19 protein-coding genes and 1 tRNA gene are annotated in these 18794 nt (G+C 45.5%); 16 read left to right on the top strand and 4 right to left on the bottom strand.

Annotated features, from left to right (window positions below; translation table 11 throughout):
* The first annotated feature begins 16 nt into the window (after positions 1 to 16).
* Both tadA and HY811_05600 read left to right on the top strand, forming a co-directional pair.
* Entirely contained in the window at positions 17 to 1747 is a 1731-nt protein-coding gene (tadA, locus tag HY811_05605) for a Flp pilus assembly complex ATPase component TadA (GenBank protein ID MBI4834275.1), read from the top strand.
* A gap of 61 nt (positions 1748 to 1808) precedes the next feature.
* Positions 1809 to 2906: a type IV pilus twitching motility protein PilT gene (locus tag HY811_05600; protein ID MBI4834274.1), complete on the top strand. Its 1098-nt coding sequence runs from the start codon at positions 1809 to 1811 to the stop codon at positions 2904 to 2906.
* 734 nt (positions 2907 to 3640) lie between these two features.
* Here the strand turns inward: HY811_05600 and HY811_05595 are convergent.
* Positions 3641 to 3826 (bottom strand): hypothetical protein, encoded by a 186-nt coding sequence (locus tag HY811_05595; GenBank protein MBI4834273.1) that lies wholly within the window; start codon positions 3824 to 3826, stop codon positions 3641 to 3643.
* A 138-nt stretch (positions 3827 to 3964) separates the two neighbouring features.
* On the opposite strand from HY811_05595, the gene HY811_05590 reads away from it, so the two are divergent.
* The 8 genes from HY811_05590 (at position 3965) to kdsB (ending at position 12651) form a co-directional block, all read left to right on the top strand.
* Positions 3965 to 5068 carry an SH3 domain-containing protein gene (locus tag HY811_05590; GenBank protein ID MBI4834272.1) on the top strand — a complete coding sequence of 368 codons (1104 nt, stop codon included), beginning with the start codon at positions 3965 to 3967 and terminating at the stop codon, positions 5066 to 5068.
* Positions 5069 to 5513: 445 nt separating this feature from the next.
* Complete coding sequence (rny, locus tag HY811_05585; protein MBI4834271.1) at positions 5514 to 7067, top strand: ribonuclease Y; 1554 nt, start codon at positions 5514 to 5516, stop codon at positions 7065 to 7067.
* A gap of 67 nt (positions 7068 to 7134) precedes the next feature.
* Entirely contained in the window at positions 7135 to 7935 is an 801-nt protein-coding gene (locus HY811_05580; protein ID MBI4834270.1) for a TIGR00282 family metallophosphoesterase, read from the top strand.
* On the top strand, positions 7919 to 8137 hold the full coding sequence (locus tag HY811_05575; protein MBI4834269.1) for a DUF167 domain-containing protein: 219 nt from the start codon (positions 7919 to 7921) through the stop codon (positions 8135 to 8137). Before HY811_05580 ends, HY811_05575 begins: the two co-directional genes overlap by 17 nt.
* Entirely contained in the window at positions 8134 to 9378 is a 1245-nt protein-coding gene (locus HY811_05570) for an exodeoxyribonuclease VII large subunit (protein ID MBI4834268.1), read from the top strand. The genes HY811_05575 and HY811_05570 overlap by 4 nt, the downstream gene beginning before the upstream one ends.
* Complete coding sequence (locus HY811_05565) at positions 9375 to 10457, top strand: glycosyltransferase family 9 protein (GenBank protein MBI4834267.1); 1083 nt, start codon at positions 9375 to 9377, stop codon at positions 10455 to 10457. Before HY811_05570 ends, HY811_05565 begins: the two co-directional genes overlap by 4 nt.
* Positions 10450 to 11889 (top strand): tetratricopeptide repeat protein, encoded by a 1440-nt coding sequence (locus HY811_05560; protein MBI4834266.1) that lies wholly within the window; start codon positions 10450 to 10452, stop codon positions 11887 to 11889. The genes HY811_05565 and HY811_05560 overlap by 8 nt, the downstream gene beginning before the upstream one ends.
* 33 nt (positions 11890 to 11922) lie before the next feature.
* Positions 11923 to 12651 carry a 3-deoxy-manno-octulosonate cytidylyltransferase gene (gene kdsB / locus HY811_05555; protein ID MBI4834265.1) on the top strand — a complete coding sequence of 243 codons (729 nt, stop codon included), beginning with the start codon at positions 11923 to 11925 and terminating at the stop codon, positions 12649 to 12651.
* Between the two features lie 3 nt (positions 12652 to 12654).
* Here the strand turns inward: kdsB and HY811_05550 are convergent, their stop codons facing one another.
* Together HY811_05550 and prmC are read right to left on the bottom strand one after the other, a co-directional pair.
* Positions 12655 to 13068, bottom strand: coding sequence for a hypothetical protein (locus HY811_05550; protein ID MBI4834264.1), 414 nt, complete (start codon positions 13066 to 13068; stop codon positions 12655 to 12657).
* 133 nt (positions 13069 to 13201) lie between these two features.
* On the bottom strand, positions 13202 to 14095 hold the full coding sequence (gene prmC / locus HY811_05545; protein MBI4834263.1) for a peptide chain release factor N(5)-glutamine methyltransferase: 894 nt from the start codon (positions 14093 to 14095) through the stop codon (positions 13202 to 13204).
* A 297-nt stretch (positions 14096 to 14392) separates the two neighbouring features.
* Between prmC and rsfS the strand changes: the two genes are divergently transcribed.
* The 6 genes from rsfS to HY811_05515 all read left to right on the top strand — a co-directional run bounded on the left by rsfS (position 14393) and on the right by HY811_05515 (position 17844).
* Complete coding sequence (gene rsfS / locus HY811_05540) at positions 14393 to 14722, top strand: ribosome silencing factor (GenBank protein MBI4834262.1); 330 nt, start codon at positions 14393 to 14395, stop codon at positions 14720 to 14722.
* A 3-nt stretch (positions 14723 to 14725) separates the two neighbouring features.
* Entirely contained in the window at positions 14726 to 16342 is a 1617-nt protein-coding gene (locus HY811_05535; protein ID MBI4834261.1) for a methylmalonyl-CoA mutase family protein, read from the top strand.
* Between the two features lie 28 nt (positions 16343 to 16370).
* Positions 16371 to 16637, top strand: a complete 267-nt coding sequence (locus HY811_05530) for a hypothetical protein (GenBank protein ID MBI4834260.1) — start codon at positions 16371 to 16373, stop codon at positions 16635 to 16637.
* Between the two features lie 18 nt (positions 16638 to 16655).
* Complete coding sequence (gene mce, locus HY811_05525) at positions 16656 to 17060, top strand: methylmalonyl-CoA epimerase (GenBank protein MBI4834259.1); 405 nt, start codon at positions 16656 to 16658, stop codon at positions 17058 to 17060.
* 232 nt (positions 17061 to 17292) lie between these two features.
* Positions 17293 to 17368: transfer RNA gene (locus HY811_05520), tRNA-Pro, on the top strand.
* A 239-nt stretch (positions 17369 to 17607) separates the two neighbouring features.
* A complete protein-coding gene (locus HY811_05515) occupies positions 17608 to 17844 on the top strand; it encodes an Lrp/AsnC ligand binding domain-containing protein (GenBank protein MBI4834258.1) in 237 nt (78 codons plus the stop codon).
* Between the two features lie 40 nt (positions 17845 to 17884).
* Here HY811_05515 and xerD read toward each other — a convergent pair whose 3' ends face one another.
* Entirely contained in the window at positions 17885 to 18775 is an 891-nt protein-coding gene (xerD, locus tag HY811_05510) for a site-specific tyrosine recombinase XerD (GenBank protein MBI4834257.1), read from the bottom strand.
* Positions 18776 to 18794: the final 19 nt, after the last annotated feature.

Genomic DNA, 18794 nt, shown 5'->3' with positions numbered 1-18794 from the left:
ATAATATTTAGTTATTATGAAGCGTAAATTAATCGGCGAGATACTAAAGGAAAGAAAAGTAGTTACTGCGGAACAAGTCAAAGAGGCTTTAAAAATACAGCAGGAAATGTCCGAAAAAGCCGCTTCGGAAAAAGGCGATGCGAAAACACCGGTTAAGCGCATCGGCGAGATACTCATCGAAAAAGGCTGGGCTAACCAGAATCAGGTTACTTCCGCCTTGGCCGTTCAGCATAACCTTAGATTCGTCCGCCTGTCGACCGGTGGAATCAAGGAGGAAATCATCCAGACTGTTCCTAAGAATATTGCGATGGAACATAAGATTATTCCGGTGACCAAAAAAGATCGCACCCTGACGATTGCCTCGATAGAGCCGCTTGATGTTTTTGTCCTGGATAACCTCAGGTTTTTACTTAATGCGGACTTGGAATGCGTCCTGACTACCCCGGAAGAGTTTTTCGGGGCGGTGACCAAATATTACGGTTCGGTCGGCTCGGAATTGGACGGCATTATCGGAGGCGCCGATGAAGGCGATGTCTCTGTCAGGAAAACCGATGAGGATGAGGAGGCCGGCGATGACGCACCGATTATCAAGCTCGTCCAGATGATACTGGCTGACGCGGTGAAAAACAGGGTAAGCGATATTCATATCGAGCCGATGGAAAAAGAATTAAGGATTCGCTACCGCATTGACGGCATGTGCGTCCCGATAGAATCACCACCGAAGCGTTTGCAGGGTTCTTTGCTTTCGCGCGTTAAACTTATGTCCGGAATGGATATCGCGGAAAAAAGGAAGCCCCAGGACGGAAGGATTCCGCTGATTTTAAACGGCAAGAATTTTGATATCCGCGTTTCTGCCTTGCCCTCTTCCCACGGCGAAAGTATCGTCATGAGGCTCCTGGAAAAAGAGGCTCTGGTCACTTTGGAAGAATTGGGATTCCATTCGGAAGATTACCAGAAATTCCGGAGTATTATTAAAAAGCCCAATGGCATTTTCCTGGTGACCGGCCCTACAGGAAGCGGCAAGACCACCACTCTTTACGCCGCCCTTAAAGAGTTAAACAAACCCAATGTAAAAATAATCACCGCGGAAGATCCGGTGGAATACGTGCTTCCCGGAATCAACCAGTGCCGTGTAAAAACGGATATAGGTTTTACCTTTGCCTCTATTATCAGGGCGATGTTAAGGCAGGCGCCGAATATCATACTGGTCGGCGAAATCCGCGACCTAGAAACCGCGGAAATCGCCATACAGGCGGCCCTTACCGGCCATTTGGTGTTTTCCACCCTGCATACGAATGACGCACCTTCATCGCTTACCAGGCTTCTTGATATGGGTGTCAAGCCTTTCCTTGTTTCGACATCTATACAGGCGATATTGGCCCAGCGCCTGGTCAGGGTGCTTTGCCCTAAATGCAAACAGCCTTACCAGCCGACCCAGGAAGAATTGGCTGCTTTGGGGCTTTCGGAAAAAGATATCGCCGGCAAGACGATTTATCAGGCAATTGGCTGCAAGGAGTGCAAGGATTCCGGATACAAAGGGCGAAAGGGACTTTTTGAATTGATGGAAATGAACTCTACCATAAGGGAAATGACTTTCCAAAAAGAATCCACCCTGAAATTAAGGGAACAGGCGATTATGAACGGAATGGTCAACTTGCTCCATGACGGCGTCCGCAAGGTTTTGGATGGCATTACCACCGTGGAAGAAGTGCTTCTCATGACCAAACGCGAAGATATCGCGTATTGATGGCTTAACCGGTTAAACCCCATTGTTTGTGTTTTCTGTTCTTATATAAAGGGAAAATAAGATGGCAGTAGAACTTAATAAACTTCTGCAATTGGTCGTTGATAAAAACGCATCTGATTTGCATTTAACCGTAGGCAACCCTCCGATTATACGCCTGCACGGCAGTTTGCGCAAATTGAATATCCCGGAACTGACCAATGACGATACCACCGCTTATATGAAGGCGATAACCTCGGAAAGCAAGCAGCAGGAAGTGCAGTCAAAAGGCGGATGCGACCTCGGCTTCGCTTTCGAGAAAAAAGCCCGCTTCCGCGTGAGCGTTTTTAAGCAGAAAGGAAATATCGGAATCGTCTTAAGGCTCATTCCTTCCAAAATAAGGAGCCTGGATGAGGTCGGTTTGCCGGTGGATACGATTAAGGAATTGATGTCGCGTCCCAGGGGGCTTATCCTGGTGACCGGTCCGACAGGAAGCGGCAAGACCACTTCGCTTGCCGCCATGATAAACTATATTAATGTAGAATTCGATTGCCATATTGTGACGATTGAAGACCCGATAGAATATTACCACGAGCATAAAAAATCCATTATTACCCAGCGCGAAGTATACACGGATATCGGCTCTTTTGCTGAAGCCATCACTAAAGCGTTGCGCATGGACCCGGACGTTATACTGGTGGGGGAAATGAGGGATTTGGAAACAATCCAGACTGCCATTACCGCCGCGGAAACGGGACACTTGGTTTTCGGGACGCTGCACACTACCGGCGCGGCGCGGACTGTCAATCGTGTGATAGACGCCTTCCCGCAGGAACAGCAAGAGCAAATCCGAGCTCAGTTGGCTTCTTCTTTGATAGCGGTAATTTCGCAGGTTTTGTTGCCTAGGGCTGATGAGCCGGGCGTTATAGCCGCTTTTGAAATAATGTTATCCACTTCTGCGATAGAACATTTGATACGCGAAAACCAGACGCATAAAATCGTTTCCGCCATCCAGACCGGCAGAAACCAGGGAATGGTTCTGTTGGACGACTTCCTCTTTGACCTGTATAAAAAGAAGAAAATAACATACCAGGTGATGAAAGACGCCTCCCAGAATCCTGCTGATATAGAGGTGAAGATACAGGAATATTCCAAGCAACAGCAGGCATCTTTCAAGAAGTAAGCAGGTTTGTACCTGCGACGGACAAGTGACCTCGAGCCGAAGGACCACGAATGCAGGTGAAGTGAAGAAACCGCGAATCTGTGCTAGAATCAATATATTACAGATTGGGAAAGATCGTCTACGGCTATAAGGAGGATGGGACACAAATCTATATGGACGGTCCGGAATCCGGCACCACGGATAAGATAAAGTATACTTACGATAGGGCAAAGCGGCTGGGTGATGACATGGACTTCCCACTCTCACTTCGTTCAAGGACGTCGCCGAAGTCTCCGCCCCTTATAATCCGCTGTTTTCCTGATATTCAAGGCGCGTTTTTTCGAGTCTGCCCAATCATCAATTTACTAATAACCTAAAAAGCTCCTTGCATTTCGATCCTGATTTAATCAATATGTTCGTTTTCCCGTCGCACCCCCCTATTCCAAGTGCTTTGACCGGTCCGAATAGGGGTAGGGAGGAGGGTATAGGGTAGGTGGGTATAGGGGGTGGTGATACCCTGTAAGGAGGGCATAACTATTTTTGTTCCCCTTAAATAGAATTTCGAGATACTCCCTTTTCGCGCTCGGGATACCCCGGAGAGAGATACCCCTGGGGGTATAGTGGGGATGGGTAGAGGGGGGTGTTTTCATCTGTCTGGGAGGGTGCGAAGTCTTTAGCCGTTCCAAAGTTTATTGGGCTCAGATTGATATGATTCTTTCCGCAGTCAATACTTCGGATAATTAGCCTGCTTGGAATTAATAAACGAGGGTATAAAGCTGAATCGCTTTACTCCGGGCGGAGCGAGCCACGTTGACTACATCCAGATAGACAAGCAACTCTTCTTGGATGTGCAAGTTTCTCAAGTGTAAGGAATTGGGGCGTAGTTCCTGCCTCGCCGCCAGGCGGGCAAATACGCCACTTTTCTTTATTTTTATGCGCAATCCGTCAAGCCTGATTCATTAGATTTCTTAGTGTGAATTTTCTCTTGACAGGAAGGGGAAAATCCGATATTAATAGTATTATACTTGCCCCGGCGAATGCCGGGGTCACACACTAATTCCTAAGAAAGGAGGAGTATAGTGAAACGAATCATTTTAATCGCGGTGATGCTCTCTTGCGGAGCATTTTTATGGGCGCCCATATATGCACAGGATGTTGTTAAGGTAAAAGAAGTTCGTGAGGTCACGGCTAAAAGCCTGAATATGAGGAATGGCCCGGGTACGAATTTTGCCTCCCTCCATGTCGTAAAAATGGGGGATAAACTCCAGGTCGTGGGTGAAAAACTCGGCTGGGTGGAAGTTATCATCCCTCCGGGAGTTTCATGCTGGATTTCCGCTAAATTCATCGAACGTAAAGAAGGCGGCAAGGGAACGGTTAAAGGCAATAAAGTAAACGTCCGTTCCAGCACATCAAATACCGCCAATAATATCATCGGGCAAGTTTCAGCAGATGCCGAAGTGACCATTATCGGGGAGGAAGAAGGCTGGCTGAAAATCATCCCGCCCGCAAATCTGACAGCCTGGGTTAGCCAAAAGTACACCAAGTATTGGGGCAAACAGGAAGATTACGAAAAACTCAAGGACAAAGCCGAAGAAATGATTAAGGAAAGGGATAGGCTGGAAAAATTATTAAAAGAGGCAGATACGATATTTGCCAAGGAAAGCGTCAAGCATCCTCTGGACCAGAATTTGGAAGAAGCATTGAGCATGTACCAAGAAGTGGCGGATAAATCAACGGATGAAAAACTTACCGCAAAAGCAATCGAACAGATTAATATCATAAAGCCCAGTATTGCGGTGGTTCGTCAGGTTAAGGAAACACTGGTTAAATTGGAAGAGGAGTATGATAAGGCCGAAGATGAAAGGCGCAAAATAATCAAGGAAGTCATGGAGAAATTAGTTAAGGAGATGAAACCGCCTTTAGGTTTTGTGGCTACCGGCACGGTTGATTATGTGGGTAAGATAATGAACCGGCCCGGAACGCACCGCCTGGTTAAAGGCGACGAGACCATTTACTTTTTGGTCAGTCCTGACAAGAAAGTAGATCTTAATAAGTATTACGGCAAACAGGTTGGGGTTAACGGCGAAGTGAAAGAGAATAAAAATTACCCTCAGCGGACTATCGTTATAAAAAGCGAAGAGGATATTAAAATATTAGGTGAGGAGGAACAGCCTAAGGAATAAAGATTTTCCTGATGCGTTTGGTTTTTAAGACAAAACAGGTTGAAACTTATTACTTTATGTATATACGGCCGTTATCCCGGGGTGTCCAACGGCCTGTCAAACAAGGGTTTTCAAGGGGAAACAAGCGAAGATTATGGTGATTAGCAAGATTTACTTGATGAAAGAGATTCTTAATGCGGAAAATAACACGTGTATTTAATATTTCGCCTGCCCTAGTTGATTTAAGGCGGAATTTATCCCGATTAACCCGGGAAATATGCCTTTCATCAGTGAATAAAGAAGATATTCCTCATAAGAATATTCTTAAATAATCACCGCCGTTTTTGTCTGCCAGTCCGTCAGGAAACCGATTCCTTTCCCGTTCCGTATTGTCACTCAGATACTATAATTAAAAGCTTGGGGAACGGAATGATTTATTTATTGTACTTAGAAAGGAGTAAGGTTTATGGATCCGCAAACGGAAAAGATAATATTTGCCGTTGCCGGGGTTTTAGCCGGAGCGCTGGGGTTTTATATTATTACCTTCTTAATCCGGCAGGTATCCCGCCGCAAGGCAAACACCATTTTAGAGGAAGCCAAGGCCGAAGCTGAAAAGTTCAAGAAAGCCGAGCTTCTGGTGGCTAAAGAAGAGGTTTATAAATTAAAGGAATCCTTTGAAAGGGAGACCCAGGAAACCCGCCAGGAAATAAAAAACCAGGAGCGAAGGCTTCTTAAGCACGAAGATGCCTTGGATAGGAAAGCCGATCTAATCCAGCGCCGGGAGAAATCTCTGGAGGCGCAGGAAAAGAATATCGAACAGAAAGGCCGTGAGGCTGAGGAAAAAAGGGTAGAGTTAAGCCAGCTGGTTGAAAACGAAAAGCGCACCGTCCATACCATTTCCGGATTGAATAAGGAAGAAGCGACCAAGCAGCTTTTGGGCCGTTTGGAAAACGAGATGCAGACGGAGATGGTAAGCCTGATAAATAAAATGAGGGAGCAGACCAAGGAAAATGTGGAAGTGGAAGCCAAAAAGCAGATAGCCCTGGCAATCCAGCGTATTGCTTCCAACCATACGGCAGAAATCACGGTTTCCACCGTGGATTTGCCTAATGACGAAATGAAAGGCCGGGTAATCGGCCGCGAGGGCCGAAATATCAGGACTTTCGAAAAAGTCACCGGCGTTGACGTGATTGTCGATGATACCCCGGGTGTTATTGTCATTTCCGCTTTTGACGGCGTCCGGCGCGAAGTTGCGCGCCGCGCCATGGAAAAACTGGTCCTGGATGGTAGGATACATCCGGGCAGGATAGAGGAAATTATCGAGCAGACCAAGAAAGAGGTCGAATCGGTTATCATGCAGACAGGTAAGCAGGCTTGTTATGACCTGAATGTCCATGGGCTTAATCAGAAACTGGTCAATTTGCTGGGACGCTTAAAATACCGCACCAGTTACGGGCAGAATGTGTTGGAGCATTCTATTGAAGTTGCCTGGCTGGCAAGCGCCATGGCTACCGAATTGAAGCTGGACACCAATTTAGCCAAGCGGTGCGGGTTGCTCCATGATATAGGGAAAGCCATAGACCAGGAAATGGAAGGGACGCATCCTTCTATCGGCGCGGAACTGGCGCGCAGGTTCGAGGAACGCCCGGAAGTGGTCGATTCCATAGAGCGTCATCACGATACCGCAAACCCGGAGTTTATTTATACGGTCTTGGTTAGCGCGGCAGACGCGATTTCCGCCGCCCGCCCCGGAGCGCGGCGCGAAAGCATGGAAACTTACGTCAAGCGCCTGGAGAGGCTCGAAAATATTTCCAATTCCTATAGCGGAGTGGAAAACAGCTACGCTATACAGGCCGGACGTGAGATACGCGTAATCGTAAACGCGGAAAAGATAGATGATAAGCAGGCAACCATCGTGGCGCGTAATATCGCCAATGACATAGAAAAAGAGCTTAAATACCCGGGAGAAATCAAGGTTACGGTCATCCGTGAAACAAGGGTTACCGAATATGCCAGGTAAAATAATTAACCACAGAGGGCACAGAGTTTGATTTTCTCTGTGTTCTCCGTGGTAAAAGGTTCCGGAAATGTCCAGCACGATAAAAGTATTGGCAATCGGGGATATAGTCGGCGAGCCCGGCAGGGAGATTTTGAAGGAAAAACTGCCGGGGTTCCTGGAGAAGCAAAGAATTGATTTCTGCGTGGCAAATGCGGAAAATTCCGCCGGCGGGTCAGGCGTCACGCCGCAGATTATGGAAGAGCTCATTTCTTACGGAGTGAATGCCCTGACGAGCGGTGACCATATCTGGAAGCGCAAGGAAATAGTCCCGGTTATCGCTAAAGACGCGCGGCTTTTACGGCCTGCCAATTACCCGCCCCAATCCGCCGGGCACGGACATTATCTCTATGATGATGCAAAAGGGCGTAAGATAGGCGTAATCAATCTCCAGGGCAGGGTTTTTATGCCGCCCATAGATTCGCCTTTCGATGCGGTTGATAGGGCAATCAAGGAGCTTTCCGATAAAACCAAAATCATCATTATAGATTTCCATGCCGAGGCGACCTCGGAAAAGATAGCGCTTGGCTGGCATTTGGACGGCAAGGTGAGCTTTATTTTCGGCACCCATACCCATATTCAAACTGCGGATGAGGGGGTGCTCCCCAACGGGACGGCTTATATTACGGATATCGGCATGACCGGCCCTTATGATTCCATTTTAGGACGGAAAAAGGAGAAGGTGCTTTCCGCGTTTCTTACCGGGATGCCCACGCATTTTGACGTGGCGGAAGATGACGTCAGGATAGGCGGGGCAATCGTTTCAATAGATTCTTCCACTGGCCGGGCAAAGGCGATAGAGAGAATTATGGTTTATGATAATAAATCTTAAGGTCATCGCTAATGCGAAAAAGAACGAGATAAAAGAAGAAGAGGGGCTTTTCAAGGTTTATGTAGCAGCTCCTCCGGTGGATGGCAAGGCGAATAAAGCCGTCATCGAAACAATCGCCGCTCATTTCAAAATAAAGAAGGACCATGTAAAGATTATCCGGGGCGAAAAATCCAGCCGCAAGGTTGTTCAATTAGATAAATGAAAGAAAATAAAGATAATCAGGAAAACATTCTCGGATTATTTCCCTCCAAGCGTAAGGTTCTGTCGGTGAGTGAACTTACCCGCCAGATTAAGATAAGTCTTGAAAAGAGTGTCGGTTATGTATGGATTTGCGGAGAGCTTTCCAACCTGCGCGTGCCAATTTCCGGGCATCATTATTTCTCACTCAAGGATGCTTCCGCCCAGATTAAATGCGTCCTGTGGAAATCCACCGCGGATACGCTCAAGTTTAAGCTTAATGATGGGATGGAAATCATTATCTTCGGGAGGGTGACCGTTTATGACAAGGGCGGTGAATACCAGATAGTGGCGGATAAACTGGAGCCCAAGGGAATCGGCAGCCAGGAATTAGCCTTGCGCCAGTTAAAAGAGAAGTTGCAAAAGGAGGAGCTTTTTGATGCAGCGCGAAAAAGGGCGATTCCGTTCCTTCCGGATACCATAGGCATAATCACTTCCCCGCGCGGCGCGGCGATACAGGATATGCTGAATATCATTAAACGGCGCTTTCCGGAAATGAAAGTCTTGATTTATCCGGTAAAGGTTCAGGGAAAAGAGGCCGAGCCGGAAATTGTCAATGCCTTTAGTGAAATGAATGAATCCGGTATTCCGGATGTCCTTATTTTAGCCCGGGGTGGCGGCAGCACGGAGGATTTAGCCGTCTTTAATTCGGAATCCGTAGCGCGCGCGATTTATCAATCCGTTATCCCGGTTATTTCCGCAGTCGGCCATGAGATTGATATAACAATCGCGGATTTGGTAGCGGATAAACGTGCTTCCACTCCTTCTGAAGCGGCTGAGCTGGCCGTTCCGGTTAAGAGCGACGTCTTAAATGAACTTCAGGATTTATCAGGTAATTTGGTTAAGGCCTTGCGCAGCCGGACGGAAATGGCGCGATTGAAGTTGGATTCATTGCGAGATGGTTATGCTTTTAGAAAACCATTTGACGAACTGGAACAATACCGGCAGAGATTGGATGAGCTTTTCCCCAGACTGGGCAAAGCCGCCAAATACTCTGTTGATAATACCAAAAAGATTATGGAGGAACTTGCCGGAAAGCTGGATGCCTTAAGCCCCTTAAAAGTATTGGGCCGCGGCTATTCGGTGACGATGAAAGCGGAAACCAAAGAGGTGGTTGCTTCCATAAAGCAAATAAAAAGGAAAGACATCCTGACGACAAAACTGTCTGACGGTGAATTTAAATCAAGGGTTGAAGAGATAATATGACGGATTTGAATTTTAAACGCATATTGATTGTCCGCTTGAGTGCCCTGGGTGACGTGATTAATACCTTCCCGGCACTGGCGGTCTTACGGCGTAATTTTCCAAAGAGCTTTATCGCCTGGGTGGTGGAAGATAAAGCCAAGGATATTTTGGAAGGGCATCCTGATATTGATAAAGTCTTTGTATTTCGGCGACGCGATTGGAAAATAAATTTAACCAACCCCGCTAAATTCCTCAAGATGACCAAAGACGTTCCGGAATTTATCAAGGAACTTAAGGCAGAAAAGTTTGATATCGCGCTGGATTTCCAGGGGAATTTAAAAAGCGGCATTATTTCCTATCTTTCCGGGGCAAAGGTAAAAGCAGGTTTTGAAAAGCCTGCTACCAGGGAGTTTAACCATCTTTTTAGCAACCATAAAGTCCATCTGGATAGCCTGCGTGTCAACCGCGTTGCCAAGAATCTTTTACTGTTGAAAGGGCTTGGGTTTGATATATCCGATTATAAAGTAAATTTGCCTGTTGAAAAGAATGACGAGCGTTACTTCAGTGAATTCAAGAAGCGGTATATGAAGGCCGGAGCATCGATAGTCGTGGCACATCCGGGCGTAAGCGCTTTCGGGGCGTATAAAAAGTGGCAACCGGAAAATTACGCCGTTTTAGGGGACCGTTTGATAAAAGAACTTAAGTGTAATTTTATCATTACCGGCGGGCGGGGTGAAGAGGGACTGATTAAACTTATCGCCTCAAAGATGAAGGAACAGCCGATAATCAATTATGAAACAACACCATTATCTAAATTTACCGCTCTTTTGAAGAAGACGGATTTGTTTGTCGGGAGCGATACAGGTCCCCTTCATTTAGCCAATCTAATCGGGGTGCCGGTGATTGCATTATTCGGACCCAAGGACCCCGTTTTGTATGGCCCTTATGCCGTGGGCAAGAACAATAATGTTACCATAGTCCGTAAGGACTTGCCATGCAGCCCTTGCCCCAAGCGCAAATGCTCAAATCCAAAATGTATGACTTCGATAACCGTGGAAGATGTATTCAACGCGGCGCGCCGTATACTTAAAAATGATTAAGAGACTCTGCTTTAGTTTAGTCGTTATTTTATTTGCCGCTGTCGCCGCACAGGTTGTTTTTGCAGAGGCTTCCAAGGAGGAAATCGAGGCGTTAACGCCATTTAAGTATGCCATGCGCTCAGACCGCGATATAAACCTGGCTGAGTTTGCACTAATCATTGGCAAAAGCGTTTACCCGGAAACTAAAGTTAAGGAACAGCTCGGTAAAATAGACTGGATGGCGGACGAGATAAAAAAAATATTAGGTAAGACTAATGAGCCTGCGAAGGTTATCGAGGCTATAAACCGTTATCTTTACAAGGAGCAAAAGATGGTCTCCGAATCCATGGGTAAGGATGAGCTGCTTGAGCGCTTTATGCTTCCGAAAGTGCTGGATACCATGAAAGGCAATTGCCTCGGTTCATCCACGCTTTACTGGGCACTGGCTGAGCGTTTTGATTTATCAATGCAGGCGGTGGTTATCCCAAGGCACGTATTTTTGCAATACGCCGACGGCAATGGTATCTCGCACTTTATCGAAGCCACTTCGGATGGCGTTAACGTTCCGAAAGAGGAGTATGTCAAAAAAACGAAGTCCTTAATCGGAGAGGATATCCCGAAGTATTCGATCGGCGATGAGATAAAATTCCGGTTTATTTCCAAACAACAGTTTATCGGACTTATCCTCTATAATCGCGGGATATATTACCTGAAGCGCAAGCAATATGACGAGGGACTGTCCGATTTCAACTGGGCTTTGATCCTCGATCCGGAAAACCACGAGGCTTATAAAAGCCGGGGCGCAATTTACCTGGAAAAGAAGGACGCTTCCAAGGCGTTGGATGATTTCCAGAAAGCGCTGAAGCTGGAACCCAATTGCCCGTCCACTTATTTGAATATCGGGTTGTCCATGGCGATGTTAGACCGGTTGGATGAAGCAATCCGCGATTTTAACGAAGCAATAAGGCTTGCTCCTGATTATGCGGATGCTTATCATAACCGCGGCGCCGCTTACAGCAAGAAAGAGCTTTGGGATAAGGCATTGGATAATTTTAAATCCGCCCTGTCTTTCGCGCCGGATAATGCCAGCGTTTATTATGACCGGGCTGTTGTTTATCATCAAATGGGGGAGATTGATAAATCCATCGATGATTATACAAAAAGCTGCGAATTGAACCCTTACTACCCTGAAGTTTATAGTAACCGCGGGACTCTGTATGCCAGGCAGGAAAAATGGGATAAAGCGATTACGGATTATCAAAAGGCTATTGAGCTGGTTCCCCTATTCCCTGATCCCTATCGTAACCTGGCAATCGTTTATTACAAAACCAAGGAATATAAATTATCGCTGGATAATATCAATAAATACCTTGAGTTGATTTCAGATGACCATGCCGATCGGAAACAAATCAGCGACATGAAGGATGAATTGGTGCGCTTGTTGAATAAATGACCCTTCCGGGTCAAACAGAGAGAAAGTAGTATTATGAGAGCAATCGTGATTATCCCGGCGCGTTACGGTTCTATCCGGCTGCCTGCAAAAGTGTTGCTGGATAAGACAGGGAAGTATCTAGTCCAGCACACTTACGAACAGGTATTAAAGGCTAAAAAGGTAAGCAGGATTATAATCGCGACTGATGATAAGCGCATCTTTAAGGCGGTTAAGAGCTTTGGAGGCGAGGTTAAGATGACATCACGCAAGCATCGTTCCGGCACAGATCGTATTGCCCAAGTTGCACGGAAATTAAAGGCTTCTGTGATCGTCAACCTGCAGGCGGATGAGCCGGAAATAAGCCCGGGGGCAATCGATTTAGTCATTAAACTGTCCGACAGTAAGGGAGTAGATATGGCAACCTTGGCATGCCCTTTTAAAAACGCTAAAGAACTTGCCGACCCCAATAAAGTAAAAGTCCTGATTGATGATAAAGGGTTTGCGCTGGATTTTTCCAGGCAAAAACAAAGTCTCCTAAAGGATAAAACGGGCAGTTCAAATATCAAGCGGCATATCGGTGTTTATGCATACAAGCGTAATAAGCTATTGCTCTTTACGAAATTAGCACCAGTTGAAAGGGAAAAAACAGAACGTTTGGAGCAATTGCGCGCCGTGGATAACGGTTTCAGGATAAAAACCGGAGTCCTTAAAAAAGGGCATGTCGGTATAGATACACTTTATGATTACGAAGATTTCGTGAAAAGAACGTGTAAAAGGAAATGATACTTAACTGTTAAGCAGATTGACGAATTTTTGTTTATCTCGTTCAAAGACCAGAAGAGCGCCTAATATCCAGTTGTCTCTCCATCCTGCGGCGTGTTTCTTGCACCACTCCTCGGCGATTTTATTCCGGTCAATCTGTCCCTGGCGTTTTTCACCCTGGTACCAAACTTCTTTTTCGATTTCATCCAGTTCTATCTTGATTTCCTTGGTCGGATTGATTGAACGGCTTTTTAGGATGAATAACTTTATTGCCAACTCGTCCGAAGCTTGTATTCCTTTGATATTGCCGAGTTCGTCATCTTTGAGCTGTTTTATGGATTCCTTGTGGGTTTTGATGAATTCAGTGAGTTCGCTTTCCAGGATTTTGAACTTACCGGCGCAATACTCCTGTTCTAACTTTTCTATTTCCGTCATCATAGTTGCCTATCGCTTTATATCGTCACTCTAGACATATTATCTTAACAAAAAAATCAGGTTTTGTCAATAAACTTATAACATACAGCTAAAAGTGTTTTAGTAGCCTGCTAACACAATATCTTGTGGGTGGAACTTAGTTATAGCGAATGGATAACATCCGGGGGATGTCGTTATAATCGCGCAATATTTTAATTTGATTAGGATTATATGACTCGGCAGCCAGTTTCTTAAGATTTTCGCACTGTCCCATTCCCATTTCCATCAATAAATAACCATTTTGGCGAAGGTATCGAGATGCTTTTTCCATGATTTGTTTGTGGTAATATAAACCATCATCTTTCGCATAAAGCGCGTGTTTAGGGTCGTATTTAAGGACACTGTTGGGCAGTTTTTTATATTCACAAGGTGTTATGTAAGGTGGATTTGTCAGGATAAAATCAGCCTTATGTCCCAGTCGGAATGGCTTAAAGGCACGGAATAAATCCCCTTTACAGAAAGTTATAAGTTTTTCAACTCCGTTTATCCGCGCGTTTTGCCGTGCAATCTTCAAAGCCTGCGCGGAAGTATCAGAGGCGAAAACATGTAAATGTCTATTTTGGCATAATTTTGCAACAGATACGGCAATATTACCGCTTCCTGTGCCGATATCCAATATAATTAATTTATCGGCAGGGTAGGATTGGATTAGGCGTAAGGCTTCTTCCGCAACCAACTCAGTTTCCGGGCGCGGGCTTAAAACATGGCGGTTTATTATGAAAGGCAACGACATGAATTCCTTTTTACCGGTTATCCTGGAGATAGGCTTACCTTTGATATGTTGTTGAGTTAGTTTATTATAAACCGATAATTGCCGTAAAGAAAGTCGTTTGTAAAAATTGCGGTATAAATAAGTCCGGTATGATTTTAACACATGCGCTAGTATTATTTCCGTTGCAAGGTTGGCGTCAGGGATTTTATGCCTTGCTAAAAACAGGCGGGATTCCCGCAGGGCATCAGAAATTGTTTTAGCCGGATGTTTCATTGGCATATATTAGTTATGGCTTAAAAGTCACCATAGTTTGTCATGCCTGCGGAAGCAGGCATCCAGGATTATGGCTGGATTCCCGCTTTCGCGGGAATGACTGTAAAGATGAGTATAGTCATCTTCAATTAAATAGTATATTCTAAACCGGAATGATTGTCAAATCTAAAGAAAAGTCGAAATTAACTATAAAAATTCTGGTAAATGAATTCATAATTTGATATATAACAGTAGTTAGATTTAAAGAGGTGTTCTATTATAAAACGAGATAAAAGCCGAGAAACAGCCGTTGAGTTTGCAAGATTGGCAGATAAGAAAAAGGCCGGGAATATCGTTGTTCTTGATGTCAGGAAACAGACTTTTCTGACAGATTACTTCATGATTCTTTCCGGTAAAAGCACCCGGCAAAACCAGGCGATTGTCCGCGATTTAAAGGAAACCGCCAAGGCAAAAGGCATTAATGTGTTGGGTTGGGAGGGTTATGAAGAAGGTTCCTGGGTGCTTCTTGATTTGGGCGATGTCGTGATTCACATGCTTTTGGAGCCGTTAAGGGATTTTTACGATTTGGAATCCATCTGGGCTGAAGCTCCAAAAGTGAAGTGGCAAAAAGCGAAGCCAGCAAAATCAAAGTAATTTATGTCAGTCAAAATAACGTCAAAGGCCGCGCACGCGAAGCAATTCAAGACGTTATCCGCAATAGAAGTTAAAGATATATACATGCCGTCCGATATGCCTCCGGAAACCGATTTAGGTTCGCCCGGTTTATCCCCATTCACCCGAGGTGTCCATCCGACTATGTATACCGGCAAGCTTTGGACGATGCGCCAATACGCCGGGTTCGGCACGGCAGAGGAAACCAACAAGCGCTATAAATTTCTTCTAAAAGGCGGGCAGACAGGCCTTTCGGTTGCCTTTGACCTGCCTACACAAAATGGATATGATTCAGACCATGACATGAGCTTGGGCGAAGTTGGCAAATGCGGGGTGGCAGTAAGTTCGTTAGAGGATATGGAAACGCTATTTGCGGATATCCCGCTTGATAAGGTCAGTGTCTCCATGACCATAAATGCATCCTGCGCGGTGATTTTAGGGATGTATCTGGTCTTGGCCGAGCGTAAAGGGATAAAACCGGAGTTCCTTAACGGCACGGTCCAGAATGATATTTTAAAGGAATATATCGCCCGCGGTGCTTATATCTATCCGCCGGGTCCTTCCATGAGGTTGGTTGTGGATACAATAGAATATTGCATGAAGAACGTTCCCCGCTGGAATTATATCAGTGTCAGCGGTTATCATATCCGGGAAGCTGGGGCAACCGCAATTCAGGAAATTGCTTTTACCCTAACTAACGGCATTGCCTATGTCGAAGCTTGTAATGGCAGAGGCCTGGATATCAACCAGATAGGCAATCGCCTGTCATTTTTCTTTAATGCGCATAATGATTTGCTGGAAGAAGTCGCCAAGTTCCGCGCGGCGCGCCGTCTTTGGGCAAAGATTATGAAGGAGCGATTCGGCGCCACAGACCCGCGGGCGATGATGTTGAGGTTCCATACCCAGACAGCCGGTTGTTCTTTGACCGCGCAGCAACCTGATAATAATGTTACCAGGGTCGCGCTTCAGGCGATGGCGGCAGTCTTGGGAGGGACGCAGAGCCTCCATACCAATTCACGCGATGAGGCGTTGGCGCTTCCCACGGAAAAATCCGCTAAAATCGCCTTGCGCACCCAGCAGCTGGTGGCTTATGAATCAGGTGTGACCAAAGCGGTTGACCCTTTGGGCGGGTCGTATTATATCGAGCATCTTACAAGCCAGCTGGCAAAGCAGGGTGAAGCATATATCAGGCGGATAGACGAGATGGGCGGTGCGCTTAAGGCGGTGGAAAACGGATTCTACCAGAAAGAAATCAGCTTAAGCGCTTATCAATACCAGAAACAAGTGGAAAACCGCGAACGGATAGTCGTTGGGGTAAACGATTTTACCGACGAAACCACGGATAAGAAAGCACGCCTGAAAATACTGAAAGTCAACCAGGCAATGCAGAAGAAGCAAATAACCAAACTCGCCCAATATAAAAAGAGGCGGAATAATAAAAAGATAGAATCGTATTTAGACGCTTTGAAAAGTTCTGCCAAAGGCAGCGATAATCTGATGCCTTTGATAATAGAAGCGATAAAAGCTGAAGCAACCTTAGGGGAAATTTGCGGCACCCTGCGAGAGATTTTCGGAGAACATAAAGGCGCTTCTATTTTTTAACCGATATAAGTATAAAGGAGTCTGCTAAATGAAAATAAAAATAGCTTTGCTATTGACAATACTTATCCTTTACATAGCCTGCAGTGGTTGTGTGGCAGTATCCAGTAACGGCGGTAAAAACATAATTGGAATTCCCGCTGGGTTAGTCGGAGATATGGCAATCGGTTATTATGAGGGGCATCGAATGGAAGAAGAGTCAAGTAAAAGCGCTCGCAGGGGAATTAAAATAGGTGGCATTATTTTTGCGGCGGATGTCATTTTTACTTATTTGATATGGCCGTTGGTAGATGATTAAAATATAGCATATTCTGGAATGATAAAACTTAATCATATCGGTGTTGCGGTAAGGAAAATAGAAAACACCCTTCCTTTTTATCAGAATGGATTGGGATTATCACCTCATTTCGAAGAAGTCTTGTCAATGAAGGTCAAAACCGCCAAACTTACATTGGATAATACAGTCATAGAGCTTATTGAGCCGATGGAAGGAAATGAAAACGTGGCAAAATTCATCCAGAACAAGGGGGAAGGAATTCACCATATATGTTTCGAGGTGGCTGATATCAAAAGCGCCATGGCTGATATGGTTTCCAAGGGTTACAAACTCGTTTATCCTGAGCCAAAGACAGGCGCGGGCGGATATCTCGTAAACTTCTTCAGCCCTAAAGACTCTAGCAGAGTATTGATAGAAATCTGCCAATTCGCAAATAAGCATTAACAGCACTAATTTCAAACAAGAAAAATATAGACTTCCTGGTAATTCCGTGCTATTCTGTTAATGGTAATTAAATCTCGGGTGGTAGTGTAGCCTGTCCCGCTTGGCGGGAGTGCTTGCTTGGTGGGAGTGTGGAAAAGGTTCGGGAAAACCCCTACGGCATAGTGGTTTTCCAGAAAGAAATATTGCTGGTCTTTTTGTTAATGGATGGTTAAAATGAGAAAGTTAGCCTAGTCGGGCGGTAGCGCAGCCTGGCTTAGCGTGCTTGCTTGGGGTGCAAGAGGTCCCGGGTTCAAATCCCGGCCGCCCGACTAGGCTTAACTTGTTAAAATTGCGAGAGGAGATGTTGAAAGAAAATAAATAATGCTGGAGAAGACCCCTCTCTTGGGTGTTTTCCCCAGACCCTTTTCGCGCAAGGCCCCGGGTTCAAATCCCGGCCGCCAGATATAAATCACGAAGACACGAAATTGATTGACAAGAAAGCGCAAAAATAGTTTCGTGTCTTAATGCTTTGTTTCGAGTTTTGTATTAAAAGAAGGAGGAACTTAAAATGGGAGTAGGCGCATATGTGTTTATCAACGTTAAATCCGGTAACGGCATGAATGCCGTTGAGGATATCCGCAAGGTTAAGGGAGTAAAACAGGCGCATTTAGTGACCGGACTTCATGATGTTATTGCTTACCTTGAGGCGAATGATGTCAATGAATTAGGCAAAACAATCGTGACGCAGCTACAAAAAGTTCCGGGAGTTGACCGGACTGTTACCTGTTTGACCGTAAAATCATAATAACTGAAAGCCGGTCTGTTTTTGCAGGCCGGCTTTTTCTTTAAGCCCGCGGATGGAATTTCTTATGGATTGCCTTCAGCCTTTCCTTATCCACGTGGGTATAAATCTGGGTAGTGGCGATATTGGAATGTCCCAGCATCTCCTGGACATATCTCAAATCCGCTCCGCCTTCCAATAAATGGGTGGCAAATGAATGCCTCAGGATATGCGGATGCAGTTTCTCTTTAATCCCGGCAAGTAATCCATAACGGTGAATCATCTTCCAGATTGTTTCCCTCCTTAAAGGCTTGCCTATCCTGTCCAGAAACAGGTTTTCATAAGGCCGTTTTTCTTTCTTTAAATTAGGTCTCACTTTATCAAGGTAGAGTTTGACATATTTAATCGCTTCTTCGCCGATTGGCACGACGCGTTCTTTCTGTCCTTTGCCGATGCAGCGTAAATAGCCTCCTTCAAGGCTTAAGTCAATGGTTTTCATATTGACCACTTCAGAAACTCTCATCCCGGTGGCATACATAGTTTCCAGGATTGCCCGGTCTCGTATCCCTAAAGGTTTCTTGGTATCCGGCGCATCTAGCAGTTTTTGGATAACAGGATAAGACATGACATCCGGTATCCGGTGCCAGATTTTAGGCGTATCCAAAAGCATAGTCGCATCTCCTTTTATCGTGCCCTGTGAAGAGAGGAATTTGAAAAGCATCTTGATAGAGCTTAGATACCTTGCCAGCGAAGTATGCGAAGCGCCTCGATTTCTGCAGGCTTCCATGAAACGCATGATATCTTCGGGAGATATTCCGGATGGGCTCGTTATTCCCTGCCCTTTAAGGTATTCGGTAAACTTTACCAGATCACTGCGGTAGGCGGAAAGCGTATTGTTGGATAAACCGCATTCAACGTTAAGATAAGCGAGAAACTGCTTTATTGAGTTTTCCATGGCTGTAAAATTCCAATCT

It is taken from the genome of Planctomycetota bacterium, assembly GCA_016207825.1.
GTDB lineage: Bacteria > Planctomycetota > MHYJ01 > JACQXL01 > JACQZI01 > JACQZI01.
Note: the sequence above shows the minus strand (reverse complement) of the source record. Positions and strands in the feature narration are given on the sequence as shown.